We start from the raw sequence: 22,868 nt of genomic DNA, 5'->3' as shown, positions 1-22,868 counted from the left end.
ATTTCCCAGATGATTGTGACGGAAGCAAGAAAGACGAGGGGAGGTTACTAAGAATTTGTGTCCTTGGATGCCGCGGCTACCCAGTTGTGCCAGTTCTGCGTCGATCCGGCGAAAACATTGATGTCCGTCGGGCCCTTGATACCAGGGATGACGCCCGTCGACGTGTACTGCCAGAAGGCCCACCGGCGGTCGGCATAGGTAACTTCGGGATGTTTGGCGACGGAGCGGACCCAGAAGTGGTAATTCTGGAAGTAGCCGACGAGATTGTCACGGTGGAAATCGACCGACGTGTAGATAATCGGACGCTTGCCGTAGTAGGCCTCGAGGCGGTCCATAAAGCGCTGCAGCTGTGCGCGCACCGTGGCTGGATCTGGGCGATAACGGCATGTCTTGGACTCTGAGTTCCATTCGACATCGAGGACAGGCGGCAGCCGCATCGAGTCTTTCGGCACGTTGCTGATGAACCAATCGGCCTGTTCATCAGGCGTCGAGCAGAAATAGTAGAAATGATAAGGAGCGTGCGGAATGCCCACGGCGCGGGCGCGCTGCCAGTACTCATTGAAGCGCGAATCGACGCGGTCCTTGCCCTCGGTCGCCTTGATGAATGCGAAAGCGACGCCGGAGTTCCTGACCGTCTGCCAGTCGATATCGCCTTGCCACTTCGAGACGTCGATGCCGTGAACTGGCTGCTTCTCCGGATGCTTTGTTCCGAAGTCCTGAGGATCGGTGTCCTTGAAGCGCGTCTTCGGCTTTACGGACGCTGTTTCGAGATAGTCATAGCCCGATGACGTGCACCCGGCGAGCATGACAGCCAACGGCAAAACGCAAAACAGAAGCCGGCGCATAGATGTTCCGTCGCGAAACGAATGGAATTTTTGCCCCACAGCTCGACCTTCGTGATAAACGCGTCCAGCAGAGGAATGTCCCCTCTATTTCCCATATCAACGTAAAAATTCGGTTAGTTTCAAGCGAAATGTCAAGGTTTGGTCACAATGACAGCCCGCCAGGCATAGCCGCCGCCGATGGTCTCGAACGTCAGTCGTCCTTGGTTTTCAGAGGCTTGAGACTTAAGAACCTGCCGCAGATTGGGACGCGGCGACACGTGAAATTTTCGCAGCCATGCCTTGAGAAGACGCGCAAACCAGCCCGGCAGGCGTTCCTGCTGACCAAAATCGACGATGTGCAACTCGCCGCCGGGGGCTAGGGCGGCCACGGCCGAGTCGATCGCGCATTCCCAGTCGGGAATCATAGAAAGCGCATAGGAAATGAGGATGCGGTCGAAGCCGCCGACGCCGAACTCGCGCGGCGTGAAGGCCGTCGCGTCCGCGACGCGGAAATCAGGGAGCGTGGCTTTGGTATCGAATGTCTTGCGCGCGGAGATCAGCATCTCCGCCGAAATATCGAGCCCGTAGAGCTTAGCCTGCGGATAATATCTATGGGCAAGTGCGAGGTTGCGGCCGGTTCCGCAACCGACCTCCAAAAGGGTGCCGCCTGCCGGCACATCCAGATTGCGGATCGTCTGATCGCGGCCGAGCAGGTAATACTTGCGCGTCAGGTCATAGATGTGGCGCTGATAACGGTACATGCCGTCCATCAGGGCGGCGTGGTCGTCGTCCTTTGCGACCGGGTTCGTGTCGACCCCGCTCACGCGGTCTTCCTGTAGATATGGAAGCCGCCATAGATCGCCGAGCGATCGAGCGCCGTCAGTTCAATCGAGCGTTCCTCCATGTAGGTCCACTGATCACGGATCGCAGGCGACAGGCGTCCTTCGATGATGCTCTTTTCGGCCGCGGTGCGGAAAATCACCCGAGCGCCTTCACGGGCTGTGCGACTGATCTCGGCCCACAGATCATTCAGTTGCTGGTCCGTCATCCAATCCTGTGCATCCAGGAGGATATAGCGATCGCGCGAGGCTGCCGGCTCGCCGGCGAGCAGCTCGGTGAAGCTTGCGTGATGAACGTTGACGCGATCCACATTGGCACGGATCGCCTCGTAGTTCGCGGGCTCGAGGTAGGTCGGAAGCGGGCCTTCGCCCCTTGGCGCGTAGCGGCGAGCGAACGCCTGCCAGGCAAAATAGTTTTCCTGCATGGGGAAGTGACAGGCGAGCTTCTCAAGACGGTGGCGTAGGACCGGAGCAATGGACTGGTCGGCCGCGAGGCTTGCCAGTTCGTCGTATTGCTGCGGCGGGATGCCGAGGCCAAACAGCGAGCTCTTGCGGCCGGTGATCCAGCGCACAACCGGCTTGTCAAAGAGCGGCGCGATCTTCTCGTCGAAGAACTGGCGCTGCTCGCGCAGCGAGCGCGTCTTGGTCATCTCCGTCAGGTCGACGCCGTGCAGGCGGGCAAGCAGGTGGGCTGCACCGATGAACCGACCGAGGAGACCGGTTTCGTAGATGTTGCGGTCGAAAACCGTCACGCGCCGACGGCCGAACTTGCGGCCATTCCAGTAGTTCCGGGTTGTCTCGTCGAGATTTGCTGCGAGGAACTGGTCGAAGGCGCGGCTGTTCGATGTTTCGCGCGGTGTGGCGAGGAAGCGAACGAGGTCGGCGTGTCCGGGAAGGTGACGGAACGCCGCGAGTTTCAGGCGATTGAGGGCGATGTGATGCGGGTTAAGGTCCACCACATCAATCGACGCCGGGCTTTTGGAGAGATAGGCGAGTATGTTGCAGCCGCCGGAGCCGATCGTCACGATGCGATGATGCGGCTGAAGCTCCATCGCCAGCATGTCGAGGTCGGGATCTTCCCAGATTTGCGGATAGACCAAACCGGAAAACAGCAGGCCAAAGAGCCGTTCCGAAAAGCCCGCCTTGGAGAAGGCATTGTGGCGGAGAAGAGCTGCCTTGAGTTTCCGGTTCTTGCGGAAGCCGGCATCCGGTGCAAATTCCGTCATATGAGTCTTTCACCCTTTTAGCGTTCAGGGCGTTTAGCGCGCCGTCACTACAGTTTGATGACGCAGGCTGTGGGCAGGCCTTTCCGCGGTAGCTAATAGAAACCATCCGGGCGTTGGGGTCTTTCGCGCCGCGGGCTTTCCTGCTTCTCTTGCAGGCATGGAGGACCGTACATGCGATTTGTGCTGCGTGTCGTGAAGTCACTTGCCCTTCTGCTGATCGCGATCGTCGCAATGGGCGCGGCTTGGCTCTATGTCAGCCCACCTGAATTGCTGCGGGTGGGCGACGGCTATGCGGCCAAGATCGTTTGCTCGAACGTCTTCCTTGCAGGGCGGGATCCTGAAGAGGTGCTCTATGAGGACGTTCAGGCGCCCGGAAATCCGTTGCTGCGGCTTGTGCGTGTGGTTGTCGACAGGCAGGAGAAACGGGTTACAGCGCGCATCCTCGGGGTCTTCGCACCGGGCTATGCAATTTATCGCGGCGCGCTCGGCTGCAGCAGCGTGCCGGACGGGGATTTTGAAGCGGCCGCGAGCGCAGTGCCCGATCGTCCGGTCGCTCGAGAGCCGCAAAATGATGCGATATGGCCGCAGGGTAATGCCGTCGCGACGGTCAATGACAGCCGTATCGACGCACTGCTCTCGCACAGCGACTTGACCGGTCCTGCAGCGCGCGCGGTTGTCGTGGTTCGCAACGGCCGTATCATTGCCGAGCGCTACGGTGACGGCTTCGGTCCGACGACGCCGCTGACGGGGTGGTCGATGACGAAGACCGTCAATGCGGCGATTGTCGGACGGCTGATGCAGGACAACAAGATCGGGTTTGATGACGTCGCCCTCCTGCCGCAGTGGCAGGGCGGCGACCATTCAGCAATCAAGCTCAGCGATCTGCTGGGCATGGAGAGCGGCCTGGCCTTCAACGAGAATTATGGCACGGTCGCCGATGTCACACGCATGCTCTATCTCGATGCAGATATGACGGCGCTCCCGGCGAGCCTCCCCTTGGAGGCGAGCCCGGGCCAGCGCTTTAACTATTCGAGCGGCACATCGGTTTTGATCTCGAAGATATGGATGGATCGGATCGGCAACATGCAGGCGGCGCTTGCCTATCCCAAGATGGCGCTGTTTGACCCGATCGGCATGTCGAGTGCCGTACTGGAGGTTGACGCGCGCGGCACCTTTGCCGGCAGCTCCTATCTCTACGCCACTGCGCGGGACTGGGCCCGTTTCGGGCAGTTTCTTCTTCAAGACGGCGTCTGGAATGGACAGAGGCTGTTGCCGGAACAGTTCATGGCGGCAATGCGGACGCCGACTGTGGCCTCGGGTGGCAAATATACGCAGGCGCAGGCCTGGCTTGCCGCGCCGGGGGGTGACAGCAGCACCATTGCCGGTCTTCCCGATGACACCTTCTGGATGGAGGGGCACGACGGACAGAGCATTGCGATCGTGCCATCCGCGAAGCTTGTCGTCGTCAGGCTCGGGCTGACGCCGAGCTGGCTCCGTTATAAGCCGCAGGTCCTGGTAAAGGAGATTCTAGCGGTGCTGCACGGCAGTGGTCAGTAGTTGCCGTGGGCGACGTCGTTCATGCCCTTGCGCTTGGCATCGTAGTAGTAGCCACGGGCATAGAGGCGGATCGCATCGTCTTCGCTGTTGTCGGAGACTAGCCAGGCGCCGCGAAGGTATTTGGCGGCGTATTTGATGTTGGTATCGGCGTCAAACAGGCCGGCGGGCTCGCCGTCGTAGCCCATCGACTTAGCCGTATTGTACTTGATCTGCATGAGGCCGAAGTAGCCACGCTTGTTATAGGCCTTCGAATTGTAACGGCTTTCCCGATGCACGACGCGGTGAAGCAGGGATGCGGGCACCTCGTAAAGCTTCGAGTACTTGTCGATAATTTTGGTGATCGCGCTTTTCTCGACCGTCGGTGCACCATCGTCGTCGCTGTCGCTGAACATGGGTGGAGCGGTCGGCGGGTCGGACGGACCTGAGGTGTCGAAGCCGTAGTCCATCATCGGATGCGGCATGGTATCTATTGCGGAAAGCGCGGCAATCGCACCAGTGCCAGCCTGCGGCGTCGCAGCAAAGGCGAGCTGCGTCGACGGAGAAGTGGTGCCCGGTCGCGGTGTCGGTATAACGGACTGGATAGCCGTCATCTCGGGCGTGAGCGGGATCTGCGCATAACCCGTTGCAGTGGCCTGCTGGATCTGGCTGCTCAACTGCGAGGGATCGGTTGCCGGCATGGCCGGTGCTGCCAGGGCAGTTGCTGTCGGATCGGCGGTGGTGATCATCGCCGTCTGGGGCGCGCCTTCGCCGGCCGGCACGGCTGCAAGCGTAGCGTCTTCGCCCGGCTTCGGCGTCGGAACAACGGTCTGGGCTGCGGTCAATTCTGCCTGCGACGTGTATTCGACGCTCGTGCATCCGGCAACAACGCCGCAGAGCATCGTCGAGACGATGAGACTGCGTTTCAGGCCGGAAAAACCGATCGCTACCATACTCTCACTTTCGTGAATGCGCCGCCCCGGCAGCATTTAGAAGTTACCAAAAACCTTAAGCCCGGATTCCGCAATTAACGTATTCGTTGTTTAGCCGCAACCCGCCGAAAATATTTACGCGGCGATGCGCCGATAGCCAGCGGTTACGGCGCCTGCAGCAATGAGCAAGGTGCCGCCGGTACGGTTGACTGCGCGCTGAACGCTTGCCTTGCGGATAAGGCCGCGCGCCGCGTTTGCGGCCAGCGCATAGATAGAGGCATTGATGGTCGCGAGCACCAGGAAGGTAGCTTCCATGACGAGCATCTGGCCAAAGAACGGCAGAGCCGGATTGAGGAACTGCGGAACGAATGCGACGAAGAATACGATGCTCTTCGGGTTGAGAGCCGTTACGACATAGGCGTGGAGGAAAACCTTGAGCGATTTCTTTTCGGGCAGGTTGTCATTGTCTGCCATGGGCTCGGAAATCACGGGTGCACGCCAGAGTTTTACTCCGAGCCAGATCAGATAGGCGCCGCCGATCCACTTCAGTACCGTGAACAGGGTTGCGGAGGCCGCGAGTAGGGCCCCCAATCCGAATAGCGATGCGGTCATCGCGGTGAAGTCGCCGAGTGCAACGCCGGTTACCGTTGCAAGCGCCGTCTTACGGCCATGACCGAGGGCATAGGAAACGACGAGGAGAATCGTCGGGCCCGGGATGGCCAGCATGATTGCAGACGCAGCGGCAAAAGCGAGCCAGGCTTCGAGCGACATGGAATCTCCTCCTATTCCCTAGGGTAAAAGCAAAGACACCATATCAAGCCTCAGTCAATCATGCCGTCCGGTATTTCTGCCCTATTGTGTCCATGACTTCGCCGAACCACTTGGTGGAGATGTCAAAAGCCTTGCCGCCCTTGATGCGCGGGAACTCGATTGTCCGCAACTTGCCGTTCTGCGCTTCGTCGTGACCGGTAACACCCGATACCTTGTTGAGGGCGCTTTCGACGGCAAGGTCGGTCATACTCTGAATGAGACGGAGGTCATCGCTGTTGGCAGGTGCCGAACGGGCAAAGTAGCCCGATTTCTGCACGAGCGAGCGCTCGGCATTGATGAGGCCTGCGAACTGCTTCTGGAACCAGCCGCCGACATTGATCGTATCAATCTTCACGTGGCCGAAAGCGTCGCGCTTGATGGTCTCGCCGGCGGCCTCGCGTTCCGCGACGATGGCGTCAAGGCAAGCGCCCTCCGAAACGAATACCGTCGCGTGGCCCGTGCGGTCGATGATTTCTTTCAGTCGTGCGGCTTCCGCATCGAGGCCGAACGCCATTTCAGGGAGATAAACCGCATCGATGCTCTTCATCTTGGCGTTCGTCATCAAGCCATCGACATATTCGTAATTCTTCGTCCGCTGCAGATAGGCCCGGGCAGTTGCTGCCGTCAGCCAGCCGCAGTGGCGTCCCATGACTTCATGGATGATCAGGGTGCGCGGTGCCGCCGTCTGTTCGTTGCTGACGTTGTCGAAGAACTGCGCGCCAATTTCCGCGGCCGTCCACGCGCCGAGCGACTGGCGGATGGGGACGACGTCATTGTCGACCGTCTTGGGCAGGCCAACGACCGTCAGATTGTAGCCATTGGCGGCCAGATATGCCGCCAGATCGGCAGCCGTGGTGTTCGTGTCGTCGCCGCCGATCGTATGAAGGATCGTGACCCCATCATTGGCGAGGCGCTCGGCCGCCACGCGCAGTGGATTTTCACCTTCCTTGACCAGGCCACGCTTCACGCAATCGGCTGCGTTGGTCAGCTTGACGCGGCTGTTGCCGATCGGTGAGCCGCCGTAACGATGCAGAAGCGGTGCCTTCTCCCGCATGTCAGCGGTGATCTTTATGCTATCGCCGAGGAGCACTCCTTGGTATCCGGAGCGATAAGCGACAAGCTCGATGTCCGGCGCCACGTCGCTGTAGCGTTCGATAAGTCCGCCGACCGCCGACGACAGACACGGTGCCAGGCCTCCAGCCGTGAGCATTGCGACTTTCTGTTTGGCCATGATCCCTCCAACGTCTCAATATCAGCGCAGTTGCGTGCTGCTTACCTAACGCATGGATGCGACAGGGAAAGGGGCATGTAAAGTGTAGTTATTATGAAAATCAGGCCCCAAACGGCGAAGACAGGCGGAAGCGGTGATATAATCGTTTCAAGCTCGAGATGGCGCTTCAGAAGGCTGTGGAAAGCGCGATCGTCACTCACTGGCAGCAGTTGGGACCCACTTCGCGCTGCGACCATGAACGAATTGTGAAAGGTCTATTCCATCCTACGACCAATCGCCGCCTTGCAAAGGCAGGCATTATTTGGTCAAGGTGTTTCATCTATTTGCACTGCGAGAGACTTTTATGTCCTTCTGGGAAAAACTGCTGAATGCCATTGGCAACACCGCGGGCAACGTCCTTTCGGCGGTGGTCGAGGCTATCCGGACAGTTTTCGAGGGTGATCCCGAGACGCGCCGCAAGGTCGCCTTCTCGGTCGCGATCATCGCTTTGTCGGCGAAGATGGCCAAGGCGGATGGAATCGTCAGTGAGAGGGAGGTCGATGCCTTCCGTGAGATCTTCGAATTCCCGCCCGAGCAGGCGAAGAATGTTGCACGCCTCTATAATATGGCGCGTCAGGACGTTGCCGGCTATGAGGCCTATGCAGAGCGCCTTTCATCTTTGTGCGTGACTTGTGCAGCCAATTGCCCGGTGCTGGAAGAGGTGCTGGACGGTCTCTTCCACATCGCCAAGGCGGACGGGCTCGTCCACGAGAAGGAGTTGGCCTTCCTGCGGCATGTCGGCGAGATCTTCCATATGAATGAAGAGCATTTCGAACGGATCGCAGCGCGCCATGTCTCCATGGGTCGCGACCCATACAAGGTGCTCGGCGTGTCGCCCTCCGATGACTTCACGACGATTCGCCGTCGCTATCATGGCCTTGTCAGTGAACATCATCCGGATCGGCTGATTTCCCGTGGCGTACCAGCCGAGTTCCATGCCATTGCCAATGAGCGGATGGCTGCTCTGAATGCAGCCTACGAGGCGATCGAAAAGGAACGCCGCGCAGCATGACCTCGTTCGAGGCCGACTACCGGAAAGCCCTTGTTCGTCCCTCGCCCAATCACGGGGAGCGTGCGGGCGGGCGCAAGCCTGATATGATACTTCTGCACTATACGGGCATGCCAACGCCGGATGGAGCGTTGGAGTGGCTCTGTCGTGACGAGAGCCAGGTCTCGAGTCACTACTTCGTAGGTGAAGACGGCGAGGTTCTTCAGCTCGTGCCTGAGGAGCGCCGCGCCTGGCACGCCGGCAAAAGTTACTGGCAGGGCGAGACCGATATCAACTCTGTGTCGATCGGGATCGAGATCGCCAATGCGGGGCACCCCGGCGGTCTTCCCGAGTATCCGAAAGAACAAATTCAGGCAGTCATTGAATTGTGTCGCGATTGCGGCCAACGTTGGTCCATTGCCCCCGAACGGGTGCTTGGACACTCCGATGTTGCACCGATTAGGAAGGTTGATCCGGGGGAAAAATTTCCCTGGGCAGGCCTTCACAGAGCTGGTGTCGGGCACTGGGTCGAGCCTGCTCCGATCGCAGGTGGAAGATTTTTCCAACGCGGAGACCACGGCCAGCCGGTCGAGGCCTTGCAGTCGATGCTCTCGCTTTACGGTTATGCGACGGAAATCACAGGCGAATTCTCCGATAAGACGGCGGGCGATGTGGAGGCCTTCCAACGCCACTTTCGGCCTGCGCGGATCGACGGAATTGCGGATTTTTCGACGATAGACACGCTACACCGTCTGCTGGCGTCGCTTCCGCGCTACTCCTCATAAGTCGTACTTTTAAGCGGCTCCGACTCCGAAGAATTCGGGTGTCTGCTGCGCCGCCACATGATTTCCCTATTATCTCCTCATTGCGATGGTCTAACGCCATCGTCGAACGGTGCCGCCTGGTTTGTTTAGGGGTTTCAGGCGGTTGTCAATTGAAACAAAAAGAATTGCTGCAGAACATCTAATGTATATCTGCTGCATATGGCCGGATTGTTATTAGAATTTCGATCCGGAAATTCTTTGGGTCGGAGTAATTAGACTGTATGAAGAAGATTATTTCTGCTGCAGTGTGCGCGAGCGCACTGTTGATGGGTATCAATTGCGCCTTTGCGGGCGAATGGGGTGCAAGATCTCAGACAGTTCCTTTGAAGACTGTTGACCGGACCAGCGGCTATGCGATGCCGGACTTCACCGCCAACAAGTATTCCGCTCTCATTGTCAAATATGCAAACCAGTACGATGTGCCCGTCGAGCTTGCTCATGCGGTCGTGCGCGTAGAGAGCAATTTCAATCCGAATGCACGCGGTAGCGCGGGTGAAATAGGTCTCATGCAAATCAAGCCGGCGACTGCAAGGATGATGGGTTATTCGGGGACGAGTAAAGGATTGTTCGATCCGGAGACGAACATCAAATTTGGCATGAAATACCTGGCTGCAGCGCATGAGCTCGGCGGTGGCGAAACCTGCGACACGATCCTGAAGTACAATGCCGGCCACGGCGCAACCCGCATGAACCCAGTCTCGAAGGCTTATTGCGGCAAAGTCCTGGCGATGCTCGATTGATCATCTGAACTGCTTGGTCGAGAATCACTTCGGTCAGGCACTTAACGATATGGTTCAACATGACGCCTGTGTTATCTGACCTCTGAAATGAGGTGACATGTGGCAGTTGATTTCAAGGTGATCATCGTCGGAAGCGGAATGATGGGCGCGGCTGCAGCCCGTCACCTTTCCGGGATGATCGAGGGCGTTGCGCTCATCGGCCCCGGTGAGCCGGCCGAGCGCAAGAGCCATCATGGCGTTTTTGCCAGTCATTACGACGAGGCCCGCATCACGCGGTGCTTCGACGACAATATGGTTTGGGCGACGTTGGCGGCGCGCTCGCTCGATCGCTATAGGGAAATCGAAGCGAAAAGCGGCATTTCCTTTTTCTCGGAAGTGGGTTGTCTGTTTGCCGGACCGCCCGCCCGACCGGGCCAGGGATTCCTTGGGCGGGCGCTGCAGGTAAGCGAAGCGCTTGATCTCGACGTTGAAATGTTGACGTCTGCGGCGCTGCAAGCGCGCTTTCCTCAGTTTGACCTCAATCCTTCGTTCAACGGCTATTTCGAAGCGCGGCGTGCCGGCCATATCAATCCGCGCGCTTTGGTTCGGGCTCAGACCAAGCTTTCTGGGCAGGCGGGTGTGACGGTCATCGATGCAACCGTTGCCTCGGTTCGCGATGAGGGCACGTTCGTAGAGGTCCATACGGATGGCATGCACTACACCGCCGAACGTGTGCTGGTCGCCGCCGGCGGGTTTAGCAATTTCAACGATCTTCTGCCGGCTGCCACCGATGTTCGCCTTGCGGCGCGCACTGTCGCCTTCTTCGAGCTTGGTGAGCGGGAAATGACGGTCTTGTCCGAAATGCCTTCGACGATCGTCTTTGGTGACCGCGACGAGGACCATGTCTATATCCTCCCACCGGTGCGCTATCCCGACGGCAAGACCTATCTCAAGCTCGGCGGCGATCTGGAAACACGCTCATTCGACACGCTGGAGGACGTCGGAGCCTGGTTTCGCTCGGACGGCGATCTGGTGGAGCGCGACCTTCTGGTATCCACGGCCCTTCAACTGATGCCGGCGCTGGCCGGGTGTCCGACAACCTCGGCGCCTTGCGTGGCGACCTTCACGGCAACAGCCTATCCTTATGTGGGATACACGGATTCGCCGCGCATCGCCGTTCTCTCCGGCGGCAATTTCGTCGCGGCTAAGTCATCGGACGAACTTGGCCGGCTGGGTGCGGTCGTCATGACGCAGGGCTGGCTCTGTGCCGAGGACTTCGGCCAGGAGTTGACGCCCGTCTTCCGGTAGGCAAGCGCATTTCGGCGGCGCGTCAGGCAATTGTGGTGGTATTGCTTCCTCGTTGCGGACATTTCAGTGGAATTCACGCCAAGTCTCCGCTAAGGGAACCGTGCCAGTTGGCCGGGCAGCCGCGCTTTACCAAATGCCGAAAGGCGGTAGGGTGAGGAAAGTCCGGGCTCCACGGAAACACGGTGCCGGATAACGTCCGGCGAGGGCGACCTCAGGGAAAGTGCCACAGAAAGCAAACCGCCTGCACGGCAGGTAAGGGTGAAAGGGTGGGGTAAGAGCCCACCGCATTTCCGGTAACGGCGATGGCAAGGTAAACCCCACCGGGAGCAAGACCGAATAGGGATGACGTGGGAGGCGAAAGCCTTTCGGCCGGTTTCCAGGTCAGTCATCCGGGTGGGTTGCGTGAGGCAGCGTGCGAACGTTGTCCCAGAGGAATGGCTGCCACGTTCCGGCTTCGGCCGGGGCCATACAGAACCCGGCTTACAGGCCAACTGGCGAATTCCCTTTGCGAAATGAGGGTTCCGGCATTGCCGTCAGTGGGCGGTCGGCGCCTTCGCCAGACATTCTTCGCAGGTGGTGCTGCTGCGCGCAAGAATGGACCAGCGCTTGAATATCTTCCCGCAGGAATCGCACTGGATGTCGGTTGTCATGCCCGACTGCGAGAGCGGAATACGCTTTTCCGGCTCAAAGCGCCCGTACAGAAGCCCCTTTAGTGTGAAGTTTGTCATGGCGTTACTCCACTGTTACTTATTTAGCCCTCGATAATATGCGGCGGCGCAGAACTAATTCAATTCTCCGGCTCTTTATTATTTTGCACATGGCAATATCCGAACGGCTTGATCCCTACTTCGAAGGAAATAGCGGTCGCCTACCTCTTCACGGGGGCGCTCGGACTGGCGCCTCCCACTCTTGAAGAGGGAGTCTTAAGCCTCTGTTTGAAATCGCATATTTGGCTGTGCCGATTTGAAACATGTGCCGCCTTCGAGGGCGTGCTCGCAACACGCCCGCTTGGCATCGGTAAGGGCAATCCTAACCCTTTGTTAAACTTAACAGCTTATAAATTTTCGATACTGCGCTCATCGTGAGACGGGCGTTTCCCATTGACGCCCATATGGTCCCATGTTATCCCAGTTATGCACTGCGCAAGGGCAAGTAGGTGCCCCTCAATCGCAAAGCCAAGGTGTCTTCCTCGATGGAGGCGCCGGATGGGATCACGCCCGTTTGGCTCGCGAAGCTATGCCTGAATTTCGAGGTTCCGGGCTTGTGAGTTCAGTCCGGGCTCTTTCGGGAACGGATGTTTCGTGTCATGAGCCGCTTCCTTTCAAATGCGACCAACAGAATCGATTCCAAAGGCAGGGTTTCCGTGCCGGCGGCGTTTCGATCCGTGCTGGCGCAGCGCAATGTTCAGGAGCTCTATTGCTTCCAGGACTTTGTGTTTCCGGCGATCAGTGTCGGCGGTCCGGACCTCCTGGAGAGGTTCGAGCGTCAGATTTCTGCGGAAGATCCGTTTTCGCCGGACGCGAACGAGATGTCGCTTCTCATCCACGGGGGCGGTATCTTCATGAAGCTCGATGCGGAAGGTCGGCTGATGGTCACGGATTTCATCCGCGACTTCACCGGCATCTCGGACGAAGTGACCTTCGTCGGTCGGGCGGATCATTTTCAGCTGTGGCAGCCGCAGGCATTTCAGGCTGCCCAGATGCAGGCACGAGGAGGGCGTCGGCTGGCGGGCGGGCGTTCCTGACAATACGAGGGAACGGAATGGCGGCGAATCCTGGCGGAGATTCAACTGATGCCGGTGGCGGACCGGTTCGCCACCTTCCGGTTCTTCTCAACGAAGTGCTTGCGGCGCTCGATCCTTTGCCCGGCAAGCTCATTTTGGATGGCACATTCGGTGCGGGCGGCTACACGTCTGCCATTCTGGGCGCTGGTGCAAACGTGATCGCCCTGGATCGGGACCCGACCGCGATCGAAGCCGGCCAGGCCCTTGTGGCAAGCAGCCAGGGTCGTTTGACGCTCGTTCATTCTCAATTTTCTCAATTGGCCGAGTGTGCTCCCCACGACGGGCTCGACGGGGTCGTGCTCGACATCGGCGTTTCGTCAATGCAGATCGATGAGGCCGAGCGTGGCTTCTCGTTTCAAAAGAGTGGTCCTCTGGATATGCGCATGTCGGCTGCAGGCGTTTCCGCGGCTGACGTGGTTAATCGCGCCAAGGTGGCCGATCTGATCCGCATCTTTCATTTTCTCGGAGAGGAAAGCCAGTCGCCGCGCATCGCGCATGCGATTGAAAAGCGGCGGGCCGATAAGCCCTTCGAGACCACGCGTGATCTGGCCGGGCTGATCGAGCTCGTCACGCCGCGGAAGATGAAGGACAAGATTCATCCGGCGACGCGCGTCTTTCAGGCGCTGCGCATTTTCGTCAACGATGAGCTCGGCGAACTGGCGCAGGCGCTGTTTGCCGCGGAGCGTGTCCTGAAGCCCGGTGGACGCCTCGTTGTCGTCACCTTTCATTCGCTTGAAGACCGGATCGTCAAGACGTTTTTCTCCGATCGCGCCGGCAAGGCTTCGGGCTCTCGTCACCTGCCCGTTGCGCACGAGCGTGCGGCGACCTTCGAGCGGATCGGTAAGCCAATGGTTGCTGCGACCGAAGCGGAGGCGCAAGCAAACCCGCGGGCGCGCTCGGCCAAGCTACGTGCGGGGCTGCGCACTGCAGCACCTGCCGAAGCGGCAGATGTTTCCATCTTCGGATTGCCGAATCTGGCGAGTCTCGGAAAGCTCGGAGCCTGATATGCTGAGAACCTTGGACCTCATCCTGGTCGGTGTCATGACAGCAGCGGCGGCTGTCACCTACACGATCAAGCACCATGCCGAACTCAAGCTTGAGGAGGTTCACCGCCTCGAAGCGGAGATCAAGCTCGAGAAGGACACGATCGATCTATTAAAGGCCGATTGGGCTTTGCTCTCCCAGCCGAACAGACTCGAGCGTCTCGTCAACAACTACAATGGCGAGCTTCAGTTGCAGCCAACGGCTTCAACGTCGCTGGTTCATGCCAAGGAGCTGCCGATGTTGAAGTCGCAGGTTCCTGTTCCCGACGTTACCGAAGCGAAGGCTGGTTCTGGCAAGGCAAAGCCTAAGGCAGCGGTGCCGCAACCCGAAGAAGAAGACCTGATGGCAACCGGATCGGTGGAGTAGAGATGTCCTTTCTTTCACGCATCATGGTCTTGAAGAGCCAGGCGCATTTTTCGGCAGGCACACACAACCGCTTCGGTGGCAACATGCCGATCGAGGGATCGCGAAAGAAGAGGGCGGGGCAGGCCAAGAGCCGTGTCGGTCTGCTGATCGTCGGTTTCCTCGGGGTCTATTGCGTGATCTGCGGGCGTCTCGTTGAATACGCGGTCCGCGACCCGGAGGTCGTGTCCAGCATTTTGCCGCCGGATCGTCTGATGGCGTCGCGCCCTGATATTCTGGATAGAAACGGCGAAGTGCTGGCGACCGATATCCGCACTGTCTCGCTCTTTGCCGAACCGAATAAGGTCGTCGATGCCGACGAGGCGGTCGAGAAACTTGCCACAGTTCTGCCCGACCTTGACATGAAGGGAACCTATAAGAAGCTCGCGAACCGCACATCCCACTTTGCCTGGCTCCGTCGCCAGCTGACGCCGAAGCAGCAGAGCCAGATCCTCGCGCTCGGCATTCCCGGCATCGGCTTCCGGCCAGAGAAGCGTCGCTTCTATCCGGGTGGCCCAACCGCAGCGCACATCCTCGGTTACGTCAACATCGATAACCGCGGCGTTGCCGGCATGGAGAAATACATTGACGATCAGGGTCTTGCCGACCTTGCTTCAGTCGGTATGACAAGCGATCAGCCACTTGAACCTGTGCGTCTGTCCATCGACGTTCGTGTCCAGAACATCGTGCGCGATGTCGTCGTCAACGCAGTTAAGAACTACGAGGCAAAGGGTGCGGGCGCCGTGATCCTCGATATTCATACCGGGGAGGTGCTTGGGATGGCATCGGCGCCGGATTTCGATCCCAACAATCCGCTGGAAGGCGCCAAGGAGGGTTGGCTCAACCGCATGTCGAACGGCACGTTCGAGATGGGGTCGACCTTCAAGACCTTCTCCCTCGCCATGGCACTCGACACCGGCAAGGTCAGTCTCAACGACAGCTTCGATGCCACGCAGCCGATCCGCATCGGCGGCTTCACCATTCACGACTTCCACGGCCAACGCCGTTGGCTGACGCTGCCTGAAGTCTTCCAGTATTCGTCGAACGTCGGTACCGCCCGCATCATCGACATCGTCGGCATGGATGCTCAGAAAGATTACCTGACGAAGCTCGGCCTCTTGACCAAGATGCAGACCGAGTTGCCAGAAGTGAAAATGCCGAGCCAACCGAAGGTTTGGAAGAAAATCAACTCGATTACGATTTCCTTCGGCCACGGGGTCTCGACCACGCCGCTGCAGACGGCGGTTGCCGGCGCTGCACTCGTCAATGGCGGCAAGCTCATCGAGCCGACCTTCCTTCCGCGCAACCGCGAACAGGCAGACGAAGTTGCTGAAGCGGTCGTCAAGAAGAGCACCAGCGACGATGTGCGCTATCTCTTCAAGCTGAACGGCATCAAGGGGTCTGGCCGCAATGCGGACGTTCCCGGCTTCAACGTCGGTGGAAAGACCGGGACGGCCGACAAGGTGGTCAACGGCCGCTATGCGACGAACCTCAACTTCAACGCGTTCCTGGCGGCGTTTCCGATCGATGACCCGAAGTATGTCGTGCTGACCTTCTGTGATGAGCCGCACAATGGTGAGAAAGGCCAGAACATCGCCGCGTATACCGCAGCGCCGATGGTGAAGAACATCATTGCCCGCGCAGCGCCAATTCTCGGTGTGGAACCCAAGTTCGGTGACGACGGATCGGCCATGTTGGTGTCTTATTGAGACTGAATGAATGTCGAAGCCGATTCGCCACGGGGGCGCGGCGGCTCGAGAGAGAAAAGTACATTCGATGAACTTGCGAGACATCGCCGGAGATGCATTTCCGGAACTAGAAGATCAATTGGCTGGGGCTATCGGGGCGCTGGCGGTTTCTGGCATCTCGTCCGATAGCCGCAAGATCGAACCCGGAATGGTGTTTGTGGCTGTCGCCGGGACGAAGGCGGACGGCGCGGGCTTTATCGCGGATGCGGCGACGCGTGGTGCGGTCGTAGCGCTTGCCTCCCATGGTATCGATGCCTCCATCCCCGTTCTTGTCGTGAACGATCCGCGCCGCTTCCTGTCGATCGCGGCGTCTCACTTCTATGGCAAGCAGCCGGAAACGATGGTGGCCGTGACCGGCACGGCCGGCAAGACGTCGGTTGCCTCCTTCACCCGGCAGATATGGGCCTATGCTGGGCATGCGGCCGCGATGATCGGCACCACCGGCGTCGTCTCGCCGACACGCAACGAATACGGCTCGCTAACGACGCCTGATCCGGTTTCACTTCACAAGCTGCTGACAGAACTTGCGGACGAGGGCGTCACGCATGCCTCGATGGAGGCGTCCAGCCACGGGCTCGATCAGGGCCGCCTGGACGGCGTCAAGCTCGCGGCCGCTGCCTTTACCAACCTCGGCCGCGATCACATGGACTACCATCCGACGGTCGAAAGCTACATGGCCGCGAAGATGCGGCTGTTCGATACGCTGCTGCCGAAGGGCGCACCGGCCGTGATCTTTGCCGACGATGCTTGGTCGGAGCAGGCGATCAAGGCGGCTCGCGATGCGGGTCACGGTGTTCGCACCGTCGGACGCAAGGGCGATTACCTGACTCTGAAGCGCGTCGAACATTTTCGCCACAAGCAGGTGGCTGAAATTCATGCCGACGGCGAGATCTTTGAGGTCAACATTCCGCTTGCCGGCGACTTCCAGGTGGCCAACGCGCTCGTGGCGGCAGGCCTTGCCATGTCGACGGGTGTGCCGGCGAAGGTCGCCATGGCCGCGCTCGAGAAGCTGCAGGGCGCGTCGGGTCGGCTTGAGCTGGTGGGGCACACCAAGGATGGCGCACTTGCTTATGTAGACTACGCACATAAGCCGGACGCGCTCGCCAACGTTCTGGAATCCGTTCGGCCGTTTACGACTGGCCGTGTGATCGTCGTATTCGGCTGCGGCGGCGATCGCGATCGCGGCAAGCGCCCGATTATGGGCGAGATCGCCTGCCGTCTGGCCGATGTGGTGATCGTCACCGACGACAATCCGCGCTCAGAAGAGCCGGCGGCTATTCGTGCCGAGATCATGGCGGCTGCAGGTTGCGCGACCGAGATCGGCGACCGCGCCGAGGCGATCCGAACCGCGGTTGAAATGCTGACGTCGGGCGACACGTTGATCGTTGCCGGCAAGGGACACGAGGAAGGGCAGACGATCGGGAGCGTCACCCTGCCGTTTTCGGATCACGCCGAATTGCGTAAGGCTTTGGAGGAGCTGAAACCGTGAACTGGCTTTGGACGACGGAAGACATGATTGCCGCCATGGCAGGGCGGCCGTTCGGAACTTTGCCTGAGGGCATTACCGGGATTTCCATCGACAGCCGTTCCATTGCGCCCGGCGAAGCATTCTTCGCCATCAAGGGCGACCGCGTTGACGGCCACGACTTTGCGTCGATGGCGATGGCAAACGGGGCTGCTCTTCTCGTCGTCAGCGAAGCACGCCTTCCAGCCATGGGGCGGCTCACCGTTCCGGTGATCGTTGTCGAGGACGTGTTGGCGGCACTTGGCAAGCTCGCTATTGCCGCGCGCGCCCGTTCGCGCGCCCAAATCGTTGCTGTCACCGGTTCGGTTGGCAAGACGACCACCAAGGAGATGCTGCGGCGAGTCTTGGCTCCATCGGGCAAGGTGCATGCTTCCGTGGCCTCTTTCAACAATCACTGGGGCGTACCTTTGACGCTCGCCCGGATGCCGCTCGATACCTATTTCGGCGTTTTTGAAGTTGGCATGAACCATCCGGACGAGATCCGTCCGCTGGTCAAGATGATCAAACCGCATGTCGCCGTGATCACGACGATTGCACCGGCTCACCTAGGCAATTTCAAGAGCATTCGCGAGATCGCAACGGCGAAGGCCGAGATTTTCGAAGGTGTGGTTCCGGGCGGGCAGGTCGTGCTTAACAGAGACAACGATCAGTTCAACTTCCTGGAGCGCACGGCGCAGGCTTGGGGCATCCAGCACATCCATTCGTTCGGTCAGCATGCGAAAGCCGATTTTCGCCTGGCGGAGTTCAACGGCGCCGATCAGAGTTCGACGTTGTGGATCACCATTGACGGCGAGACGAAGGAAGTTGCGATCGGTGCACCGGGCCGGCACATCGCCGAGAATGCGTTGGCCGCCCTCGGCGTTGTGAAGATCGTCGGGGCTGATATGCAGCAGGCGATCGGCGCCCTTGCGACGCTCCAGCCGGAAAAGGGCAGGGGTCGTCGTCATCGGTTGGCGATCGAGCGCAGCTCCTTCACAGTTGTCGACGAGAGCTACAACGCCAATCCTGCTTCGATGCGAGCGGCAATCGCTGTGCTTGCGAGTTCCGTGCCGACGGGCACGGGACGCCGCGTCGCCGTGCTTGGCGACATGCTGGAGATGGGCGACTACGCGCAGAAAGTCCATTCGGATCTGGCGGGGCCATTGCTCGCTGCCGGTATTGAGCACGTCTGGCTTGCCGGCCCTGAAATGGTTGCGCTGAAGGAATCGCTCCCCGAGAGCGTCCAGGTCGTCCACCACGAGAAGACCGAAGAACTCGCAGAACATGTATTAAACGCTGTCGCGGCTGGCGACGTGCTGATGGTAAAATCGTCACTGGGCATCGGTTTCGGCAAGATCGTCGCCGCGCTCCTTGACAAATTCCCGCCATTTGCCGACACGCAACGCGATTTTTGAGCGGGTAAACAAGGGGCCCTGAATGCTGATTTGGCTTGTCGAACTGTCGGAACACCTGAAATTCTTGAATCTGTTCAGGTACATCACCTTCCGCACGGGCGCCTCCCTGTTTACGTCCGCCTTCATTGTGTTCCTCTTTGGTCCTGCCATCATTAACTCGTTGCGTATCCGCCAGGGTAAGGGGCAGCCGATCCGTGCCGACGGCCCGCAGACGCACTTCAAGAAGGCCGGTACGCCGACCATGGGCGGCCTGATGATCCTCGCCGGCATTGTCGGTTCGTCGCTGCTTTGGGCCGATCTTTCCAACGTTTACGTGGTCGCGACGCTGCTCGTGACCCTCGGTTTCGGCGCGATCGGCTTCTACGACGACTACCTGAAAGTCACCAAGCAGAGCCATAAGGGCTTTTCCGGCAAGGCTCGGCTCGGCATCGAGTTCGTGATTGCCGGCATTGCCGTCTACTTCATGATGCGCACGGCGCTGGCGTCGGGTACGGCAGGTTCAACCTTCGGGTCGTCGGTCGCGTTTCCGTTCTTCAAGGATTTCATGATCAATCTCGGCATCATGTTCGTTGTCTTCGGCGGCTTCGTGATCGTTGGCGCCGGCAATGCCGTGAACCTTACCGATGGTCTTGATGGCCTCGCCATCGTCCCTGTGATGATCGCCGCTGCGTCCTTTGGCGTCATCGCCTATCTGGCGGGTAACGTCGTCTTCGCGAATTATCTACAGATCAATTTCGTGCCGGGCACGGGCGAACTCTCGGTTGTCCTCGGCGCCGTCATCGGCGCCGGCCTCGGCTTCCTCTGGTTCAATGCGCCGCCCGCCGCGATCTTCATGGGCGACACCGGCTCGCTGGCGCTCGGCGGCACGATCGGCACGGTTGCCGTGGCCACCAAGCACGAGATCGTCATGGCGATCATCGGCGGCCTGTTCGTGATGGAGACGCTGTCGGTCATTATCCAGGTCGGCTTCTTCAAGATGACTGGCCGGCGCGTCTTCTTGATGGCGCCGATCCATCACCATTTCGAAAAGAAGGGCTGGACGGAAAGCCAGGTGGTGATCCGCTTCTGGATCGTTGCGGTCGGTCTCGCCCTGCTTGGTCTCTCTACCCTGAAGCTGCGGTAAGGCCGCAATGATCCCCGTTACGACACTCGCAGGGAAGAAGGTCGCGCTCTTTGGGCTCGGCGGCTCGGGCTTTGCCACGGCGCGTGCGCTCAAATTGGGTGGTGCCGAGGTCACTGCATGGGACGATAACCCGGACAGCGTCTCCAAGGCTGCCGCTGAAGGCATTCATACAGTAGATCTGCGCTCCATCGACTGGAGCGCGCAATCGCTCTTCGTGCTTTCGCCAGGTGTTCCCCTGACGCATCCGAAACCGCACTGGACGGTCGATCTCGCTCGTGCCGCCGGAGTTGATATCGTCGGCGACGTCGAGCTTTTCGTGCGCGAGCGCCGGGCGCATGCGCCGGATTGCCCGTTCATCGCGATCACCGGCACCAACGGCAAGTCGACGACGACGGCGCTGATCGCGCACATCCTGAAGTCCAGCGGCAGGGATACGCAACTCGGCGGCAACATCGGGACGGCGGTCCTGACGCTCGATCCGCCAAAAGATGGACGCTTCTACGTCGTCGAATGCTCGTCCTATCAGATCGACCTCGCTCCGACACTCAATCCGTCCGCGGGCATCCTGCTCAACCTGACGCCGGATCATCTCGATCGCCATGGCACGATGCAGCACTATGCCGACATCAAGGAGCGGCTTGTTGCCGGCAGCGGCGTTGCCGTCATCGGCGTGGACGACAGCCATTGCGAGATGATTGCAGACCGTATCGAGCGGGCAGGCGGCAAGGTTACGCGGATTTCGCGGCGCCACGCGCTTCCCTATGGCATCTATGCGGATGGAACGAAGCTTATCCAGGCCTCGGGAGGCGCAACAAGGCCGATTGCCGATCTTAACGGCATCCAGACACTGCGTGGCAGCCATAATGCGCAGAATGCCGCTGCAGCCGTCGCCGCATGCCTTGCAGTTGGCGTCTCGGAAGATGAAATTCGTGCCGGCCTGACGTCCTTCCCCGGGCTCAAGCATCGGATGCAGCCGGTCGGGCGTCGCGGCAATGTCGTTTTCGTCAACGACTCGAAGGCCACCAACGCTGATGCGGCCGCTCCGGCGCTGTCGAGTTACGACCGCATCTACTGGATTGCCGGTGGATTGCCAAAGGCCGGTGGCATCACGTCGCTGACGGGCTTCTTCCCGCGGATCGCCAAGGCCTATCTTATCGGCGAAGCCGCGGCCGAATTTGCCGCGACGCTCGGCGAAGCCGTGCCATATGAGATTTCCGGAACGCTGGAGCGCGCCGTGGCACATGCGGCTGCGGATGCTGAAAAAGATGAAAGCGGCCCACTGGCCGTGATGTTATCCCCGGCTTGCGCAAGCTTCGACCAGTACAAGAACTTCGAAGTGAGGGGCGATGCATTTGTCAGCCATGTGGCAGCGCTCGACGGAATCACCATGCTGATCGGTTCGGCAACAGGAGATAAATGACATGGTAAGCCGCGCGGAACGTGGGCCTCTGGCCGATTGGTTTTGGACCATCGACCGCTTTTTCCTGGCGATGTTCATCTTCCTGATGGGCATCGGCTTCATGCTGTCGTTCGCCGCCTCGCCAGCGGTTGCCGAGCGCATCGGGCTGGAGCCGTTCCACTTCGTCAAGCGACACGCGGCTTTCATGATCCCATCGCTCGCTGTCATGGTCGGGCTTTCCTTCCTGACGCCACGCCAGGTGCGGCGCACGGCGATCATCCTGCTGATTGTCGCTCTCGCCATGATGTTGTTGGCGCTGTTCTTCGGCATCGAGGTCAAGGGTTCCCGCCGCTGGGTCACCTTGGCCGGCATCTCGATCCAGCCGTCAGAGTTCATGAAGCCGGCCTTTGTGGTGGTCTGCGCATGGCTCTTTGCCGAGCATGCGAGGCAGCCTGAAATTCCGGGCAACCTGTTCGCCATCATCCTGTTTGGCATCGTGGCAGCACTTCTGGTCGCACAGCCCGACCTTGGGCAGACGATCCTGACAACGGCTGTCTGGGGCGGCATGTTCTTCATGGCCGGAATGCCGTGGATCTGGATCATTATTCTGGGTGCCGGCGGGGTCGGAGGACTCTTCGGCGCCTACTACGTGTTCCCGCACGTGGCGCTGCGTATCGACAAGTTCTTGACCGGCGAGGGCGATACCTTCCAGATCGATACGGCGCGTGAAGCCATCATCCGCGGCGACTGGTTCGGCCAGGGACCGGGCGAGGGCATCGTCAAGCGCATCATCCCGGACGCGCATACCGACTTCATTTTCTCGGTCGCTGCCGAGGAGTTCGGGATCGTCTTCTGCATGGCGCTTGTCGCGCTGTTTTCCGTTCTCGTGCTGCGCGGTCTCTCGCATGCCTACAAGGAGCGGAATGACTTCAACCGCTTTGCCGTCGCTGGTCTCGTGCTGCAGATCGGCATACAGTCGATCATCAATGTGGGCGTCAATCTCGAACTGCTGCCGGCAAAGGGCATGACCCTGCCGCTGATTTCCTACGGCGGTTCGTCCATGGTCGCCATCTGCGTCACCGCCGGGTTCATTCTCGCGCTGACGCGCCATAGGCCGGAAAAGCGTGCGCAGGATCGGAGCCTCTTCCGCGTCGCGCATGGCATGCCGGCGGAGTAA

Annotated in this window: 21 protein-coding genes and 1 other RNA gene; 15 read left to right on the top strand and 7 right to left on the bottom strand. The window is 59.7% G+C overall.

Annotation, left to right across the window (positions count from 1 at the left end; genetic code table 11):
• Window positions 1-47: 47 nt before the first annotated feature.
• The 3 genes from FHT71_RS14395 to FHT71_RS14385 all read right to left on the bottom strand — a co-directional run bounded on the left by FHT71_RS14395 (window position 48) and on the right by FHT71_RS14385 (window position 2,889).
• Complete coding sequence (locus FHT71_RS14395) at window positions 48-845, bottom strand: GH25 family lysozyme (RefSeq protein ID WP_183720464.1); 798 nt, start codon at window positions 843-845, stop codon at window positions 48-50.
• 131 nt (window positions 846-976) lie between these two features.
• On the bottom strand, window positions 977-1,594 hold the full coding sequence (locus FHT71_RS14390; RefSeq protein WP_183720530.1) for a class I SAM-dependent methyltransferase: 618 nt from the start codon (window positions 1,592-1,594) through the stop codon (window positions 977-979).
• A 50-nt stretch (window positions 1,595-1,644) separates the two neighbouring features.
• Window positions 1,645-2,889: a DUF3419 family protein gene (locus FHT71_RS14385; RefSeq protein WP_007802342.1), complete on the bottom strand. Its 1,245-nt coding sequence runs from the start codon at window positions 2,887-2,889 to the stop codon at window positions 1,645-1,647.
• Between the two features lie 171 nt (window positions 2,890-3,060).
• Here FHT71_RS14385 and FHT71_RS14380 point away from each other — a divergent pair, with 171 nt between their 5' ends.
• Window positions 3,061-4,446, top strand: coding sequence for a serine hydrolase (locus FHT71_RS14380; RefSeq protein ID WP_183720461.1), 1,386 nt, complete (start codon window positions 3,061-3,063; stop codon window positions 4,444-4,446).
• Here the strand turns inward: FHT71_RS14380 and FHT71_RS14375 are convergent.
• The 3 genes from FHT71_RS14375 to FHT71_RS14365 all read right to left on the bottom strand — a co-directional run bounded on the left by FHT71_RS14375 (window position 4,440) and on the right by FHT71_RS14365 (window position 7,395).
• A complete protein-coding gene (locus FHT71_RS14375) occupies window positions 4,440-5,375 on the bottom strand; it encodes a lytic transglycosylase domain-containing protein (RefSeq protein WP_132590699.1) in 936 nt (311 codons plus the stop codon). The genes FHT71_RS14380 and FHT71_RS14375 overlap by 7 nt on opposite strands.
• A gap of 114 nt (window positions 5,376-5,489) precedes the next feature.
• On the bottom strand, window positions 5,490-6,125 hold the full coding sequence (locus FHT71_RS14370; RefSeq protein ID WP_132590701.1) for a LysE family translocator: 636 nt from the start codon (window positions 6,123-6,125) through the stop codon (window positions 5,490-5,492).
• A 58-nt stretch (window positions 6,126-6,183) separates the two neighbouring features.
• Window positions 6,184-7,395: a pyrophosphate--fructose-6-phosphate 1-phosphotransferase gene (locus FHT71_RS14365; RefSeq protein ID WP_132590703.1), complete on the bottom strand. Its 1,212-nt coding sequence runs from the start codon at window positions 7,393-7,395 to the stop codon at window positions 6,184-6,186.
• A 343-nt stretch (window positions 7,396-7,738) separates the two neighbouring features.
• On the opposite strand from FHT71_RS14365, the gene FHT71_RS14360 reads away from it, so the two are divergent.
• The 5 genes from FHT71_RS14360 (at window position 7,739) to rnpB (ending at window position 11,772) form a co-directional block, all read left to right on the top strand.
• Window positions 7,739-8,446, top strand: coding sequence for a DnaJ family molecular chaperone (locus tag FHT71_RS14360; protein ID WP_007802334.1), 708 nt, complete (start codon window positions 7,739-7,741; stop codon window positions 8,444-8,446).
• Window positions 8,443-9,207 carry an N-acetylmuramoyl-L-alanine amidase gene (locus FHT71_RS14355; RefSeq protein WP_132590705.1) on the top strand — a complete coding sequence of 255 codons (765 nt, stop codon included), beginning with the start codon at window positions 8,443-8,445 and terminating at the stop codon, window positions 9,205-9,207. The genes FHT71_RS14360 and FHT71_RS14355 overlap by 4 nt, the downstream gene beginning before the upstream one ends.
• 260 nt (window positions 9,208-9,467) lie before the next feature.
• Window positions 9,468-9,986: a lytic transglycosylase domain-containing protein gene (locus tag FHT71_RS14350; RefSeq protein ID WP_132590707.1), complete on the top strand. Its 519-nt coding sequence runs from the start codon at window positions 9,468-9,470 to the stop codon at window positions 9,984-9,986.
• Between the two features lie 99 nt (window positions 9,987-10,085).
• Window positions 10,086-11,273 carry an FAD-dependent oxidoreductase gene (locus FHT71_RS14345; RefSeq protein WP_132590709.1) on the top strand — a complete coding sequence of 396 codons (1,188 nt, stop codon included), beginning with the start codon at window positions 10,086-10,088 and terminating at the stop codon, window positions 11,271-11,273.
• Between the two features lie 103 nt (window positions 11,274-11,376).
• An RNA gene (gene rnpB, locus FHT71_RS14340) (RNase P RNA component class A) lies at window positions 11,377-11,772 on the top strand.
• A 34-nt stretch (window positions 11,773-11,806) separates the two neighbouring features.
• Here the strand turns inward: rnpB and FHT71_RS14335 are convergent.
• Complete coding sequence (locus FHT71_RS14335) at window positions 11,807-12,001, bottom strand: hypothetical protein (protein ID WP_016554526.1); 195 nt, start codon at window positions 11,999-12,001, stop codon at window positions 11,807-11,809.
• A 578-nt stretch (window positions 12,002-12,579) separates the two neighbouring features.
• On the opposite strand from FHT71_RS14335, the gene mraZ reads away from it, so the two are divergent.
• From mraZ to ftsW, 9 genes are all read left to right on the top strand, one after another.
• Window positions 12,580-13,017, top strand: a complete 438-nt coding sequence (gene mraZ, locus FHT71_RS14330) for a division/cell wall cluster transcriptional repressor MraZ (RefSeq protein ID WP_088692059.1) — start codon at window positions 12,580-12,582, stop codon at window positions 13,015-13,017.
• Between the two features lie 17 nt (window positions 13,018-13,034).
• On the top strand, window positions 13,035-14,060 hold the full coding sequence (gene rsmH, locus FHT71_RS14325) for a 16S rRNA (cytosine(1402)-N(4))-methyltransferase RsmH (protein ID WP_183720455.1): 1,026 nt from the start codon (window positions 13,035-13,037) through the stop codon (window positions 14,058-14,060).
• A gap of 1 nt (window position 14,061) precedes the next feature.
• Window positions 14,062-14,466 carry a hypothetical protein gene (locus tag FHT71_RS14320; RefSeq protein WP_132590715.1) on the top strand — a complete coding sequence of 135 codons (405 nt, stop codon included), beginning with the start codon at window positions 14,062-14,064 and terminating at the stop codon, window positions 14,464-14,466.
• Window positions 14,467-14,468: 2 nt separating this feature from the next.
• Window positions 14,469-16,211 carry a penicillin-binding protein 2 gene (locus tag FHT71_RS14315; RefSeq protein WP_183720452.1) on the top strand — a complete coding sequence of 581 codons (1,743 nt, stop codon included), beginning with the start codon at window positions 14,469-14,471 and terminating at the stop codon, window positions 16,209-16,211.
• 67 nt (window positions 16,212-16,278) lie between these two features.
• Window positions 16,279-17,739 carry a UDP-N-acetylmuramoyl-L-alanyl-D-glutamate--2,6-diaminopimelate ligase gene (locus tag FHT71_RS14310; protein WP_183720449.1) on the top strand — a complete coding sequence of 487 codons (1,461 nt, stop codon included), beginning with the start codon at window positions 16,279-16,281 and terminating at the stop codon, window positions 17,737-17,739.
• Complete coding sequence (locus FHT71_RS14305) at window positions 17,736-19,169, top strand: UDP-N-acetylmuramoylalanyl-D-glutamyl-2,6-diaminopimelate--D-alanyl-D-alanine ligase (RefSeq protein WP_132590719.1); 1,434 nt, start codon at window positions 17,736-17,738, stop codon at window positions 19,167-19,169. Before FHT71_RS14310 ends, FHT71_RS14305 begins: the two co-directional genes overlap by 4 nt.
• 22 nt (window positions 19,170-19,191) lie before the next feature.
• Window positions 19,192-20,292, top strand: coding sequence for a phospho-N-acetylmuramoyl-pentapeptide-transferase (mraY, locus tag FHT71_RS14300; protein ID WP_007802312.1), 1,101 nt, complete (start codon window positions 19,192-19,194; stop codon window positions 20,290-20,292).
• Between the two features lie 7 nt (window positions 20,293-20,299).
• Entirely contained in the window at window positions 20,300-21,712 is a 1,413-nt protein-coding gene (gene murD / locus FHT71_RS14295) for a UDP-N-acetylmuramoyl-L-alanine--D-glutamate ligase (RefSeq protein WP_183720447.1), read from the top strand.
• Between the two features lies 1 nt (window position 21,713).
• Entirely contained in the window at window positions 21,714-22,868 is a 1,155-nt protein-coding gene (ftsW, locus tag FHT71_RS14290) for a putative lipid II flippase FtsW (RefSeq protein ID WP_007802306.1), read from the top strand.

The organism is Rhizobium sp. BK060 (genome assembly GCF_014193145.1).
GTDB lineage: Bacteria > Pseudomonadota > Alphaproteobacteria > Rhizobiales > Rhizobiaceae > Rhizobium.
Note: the sequence above shows the minus strand (reverse complement) of the source record. Positions and strands in the feature narration are given on the sequence as shown.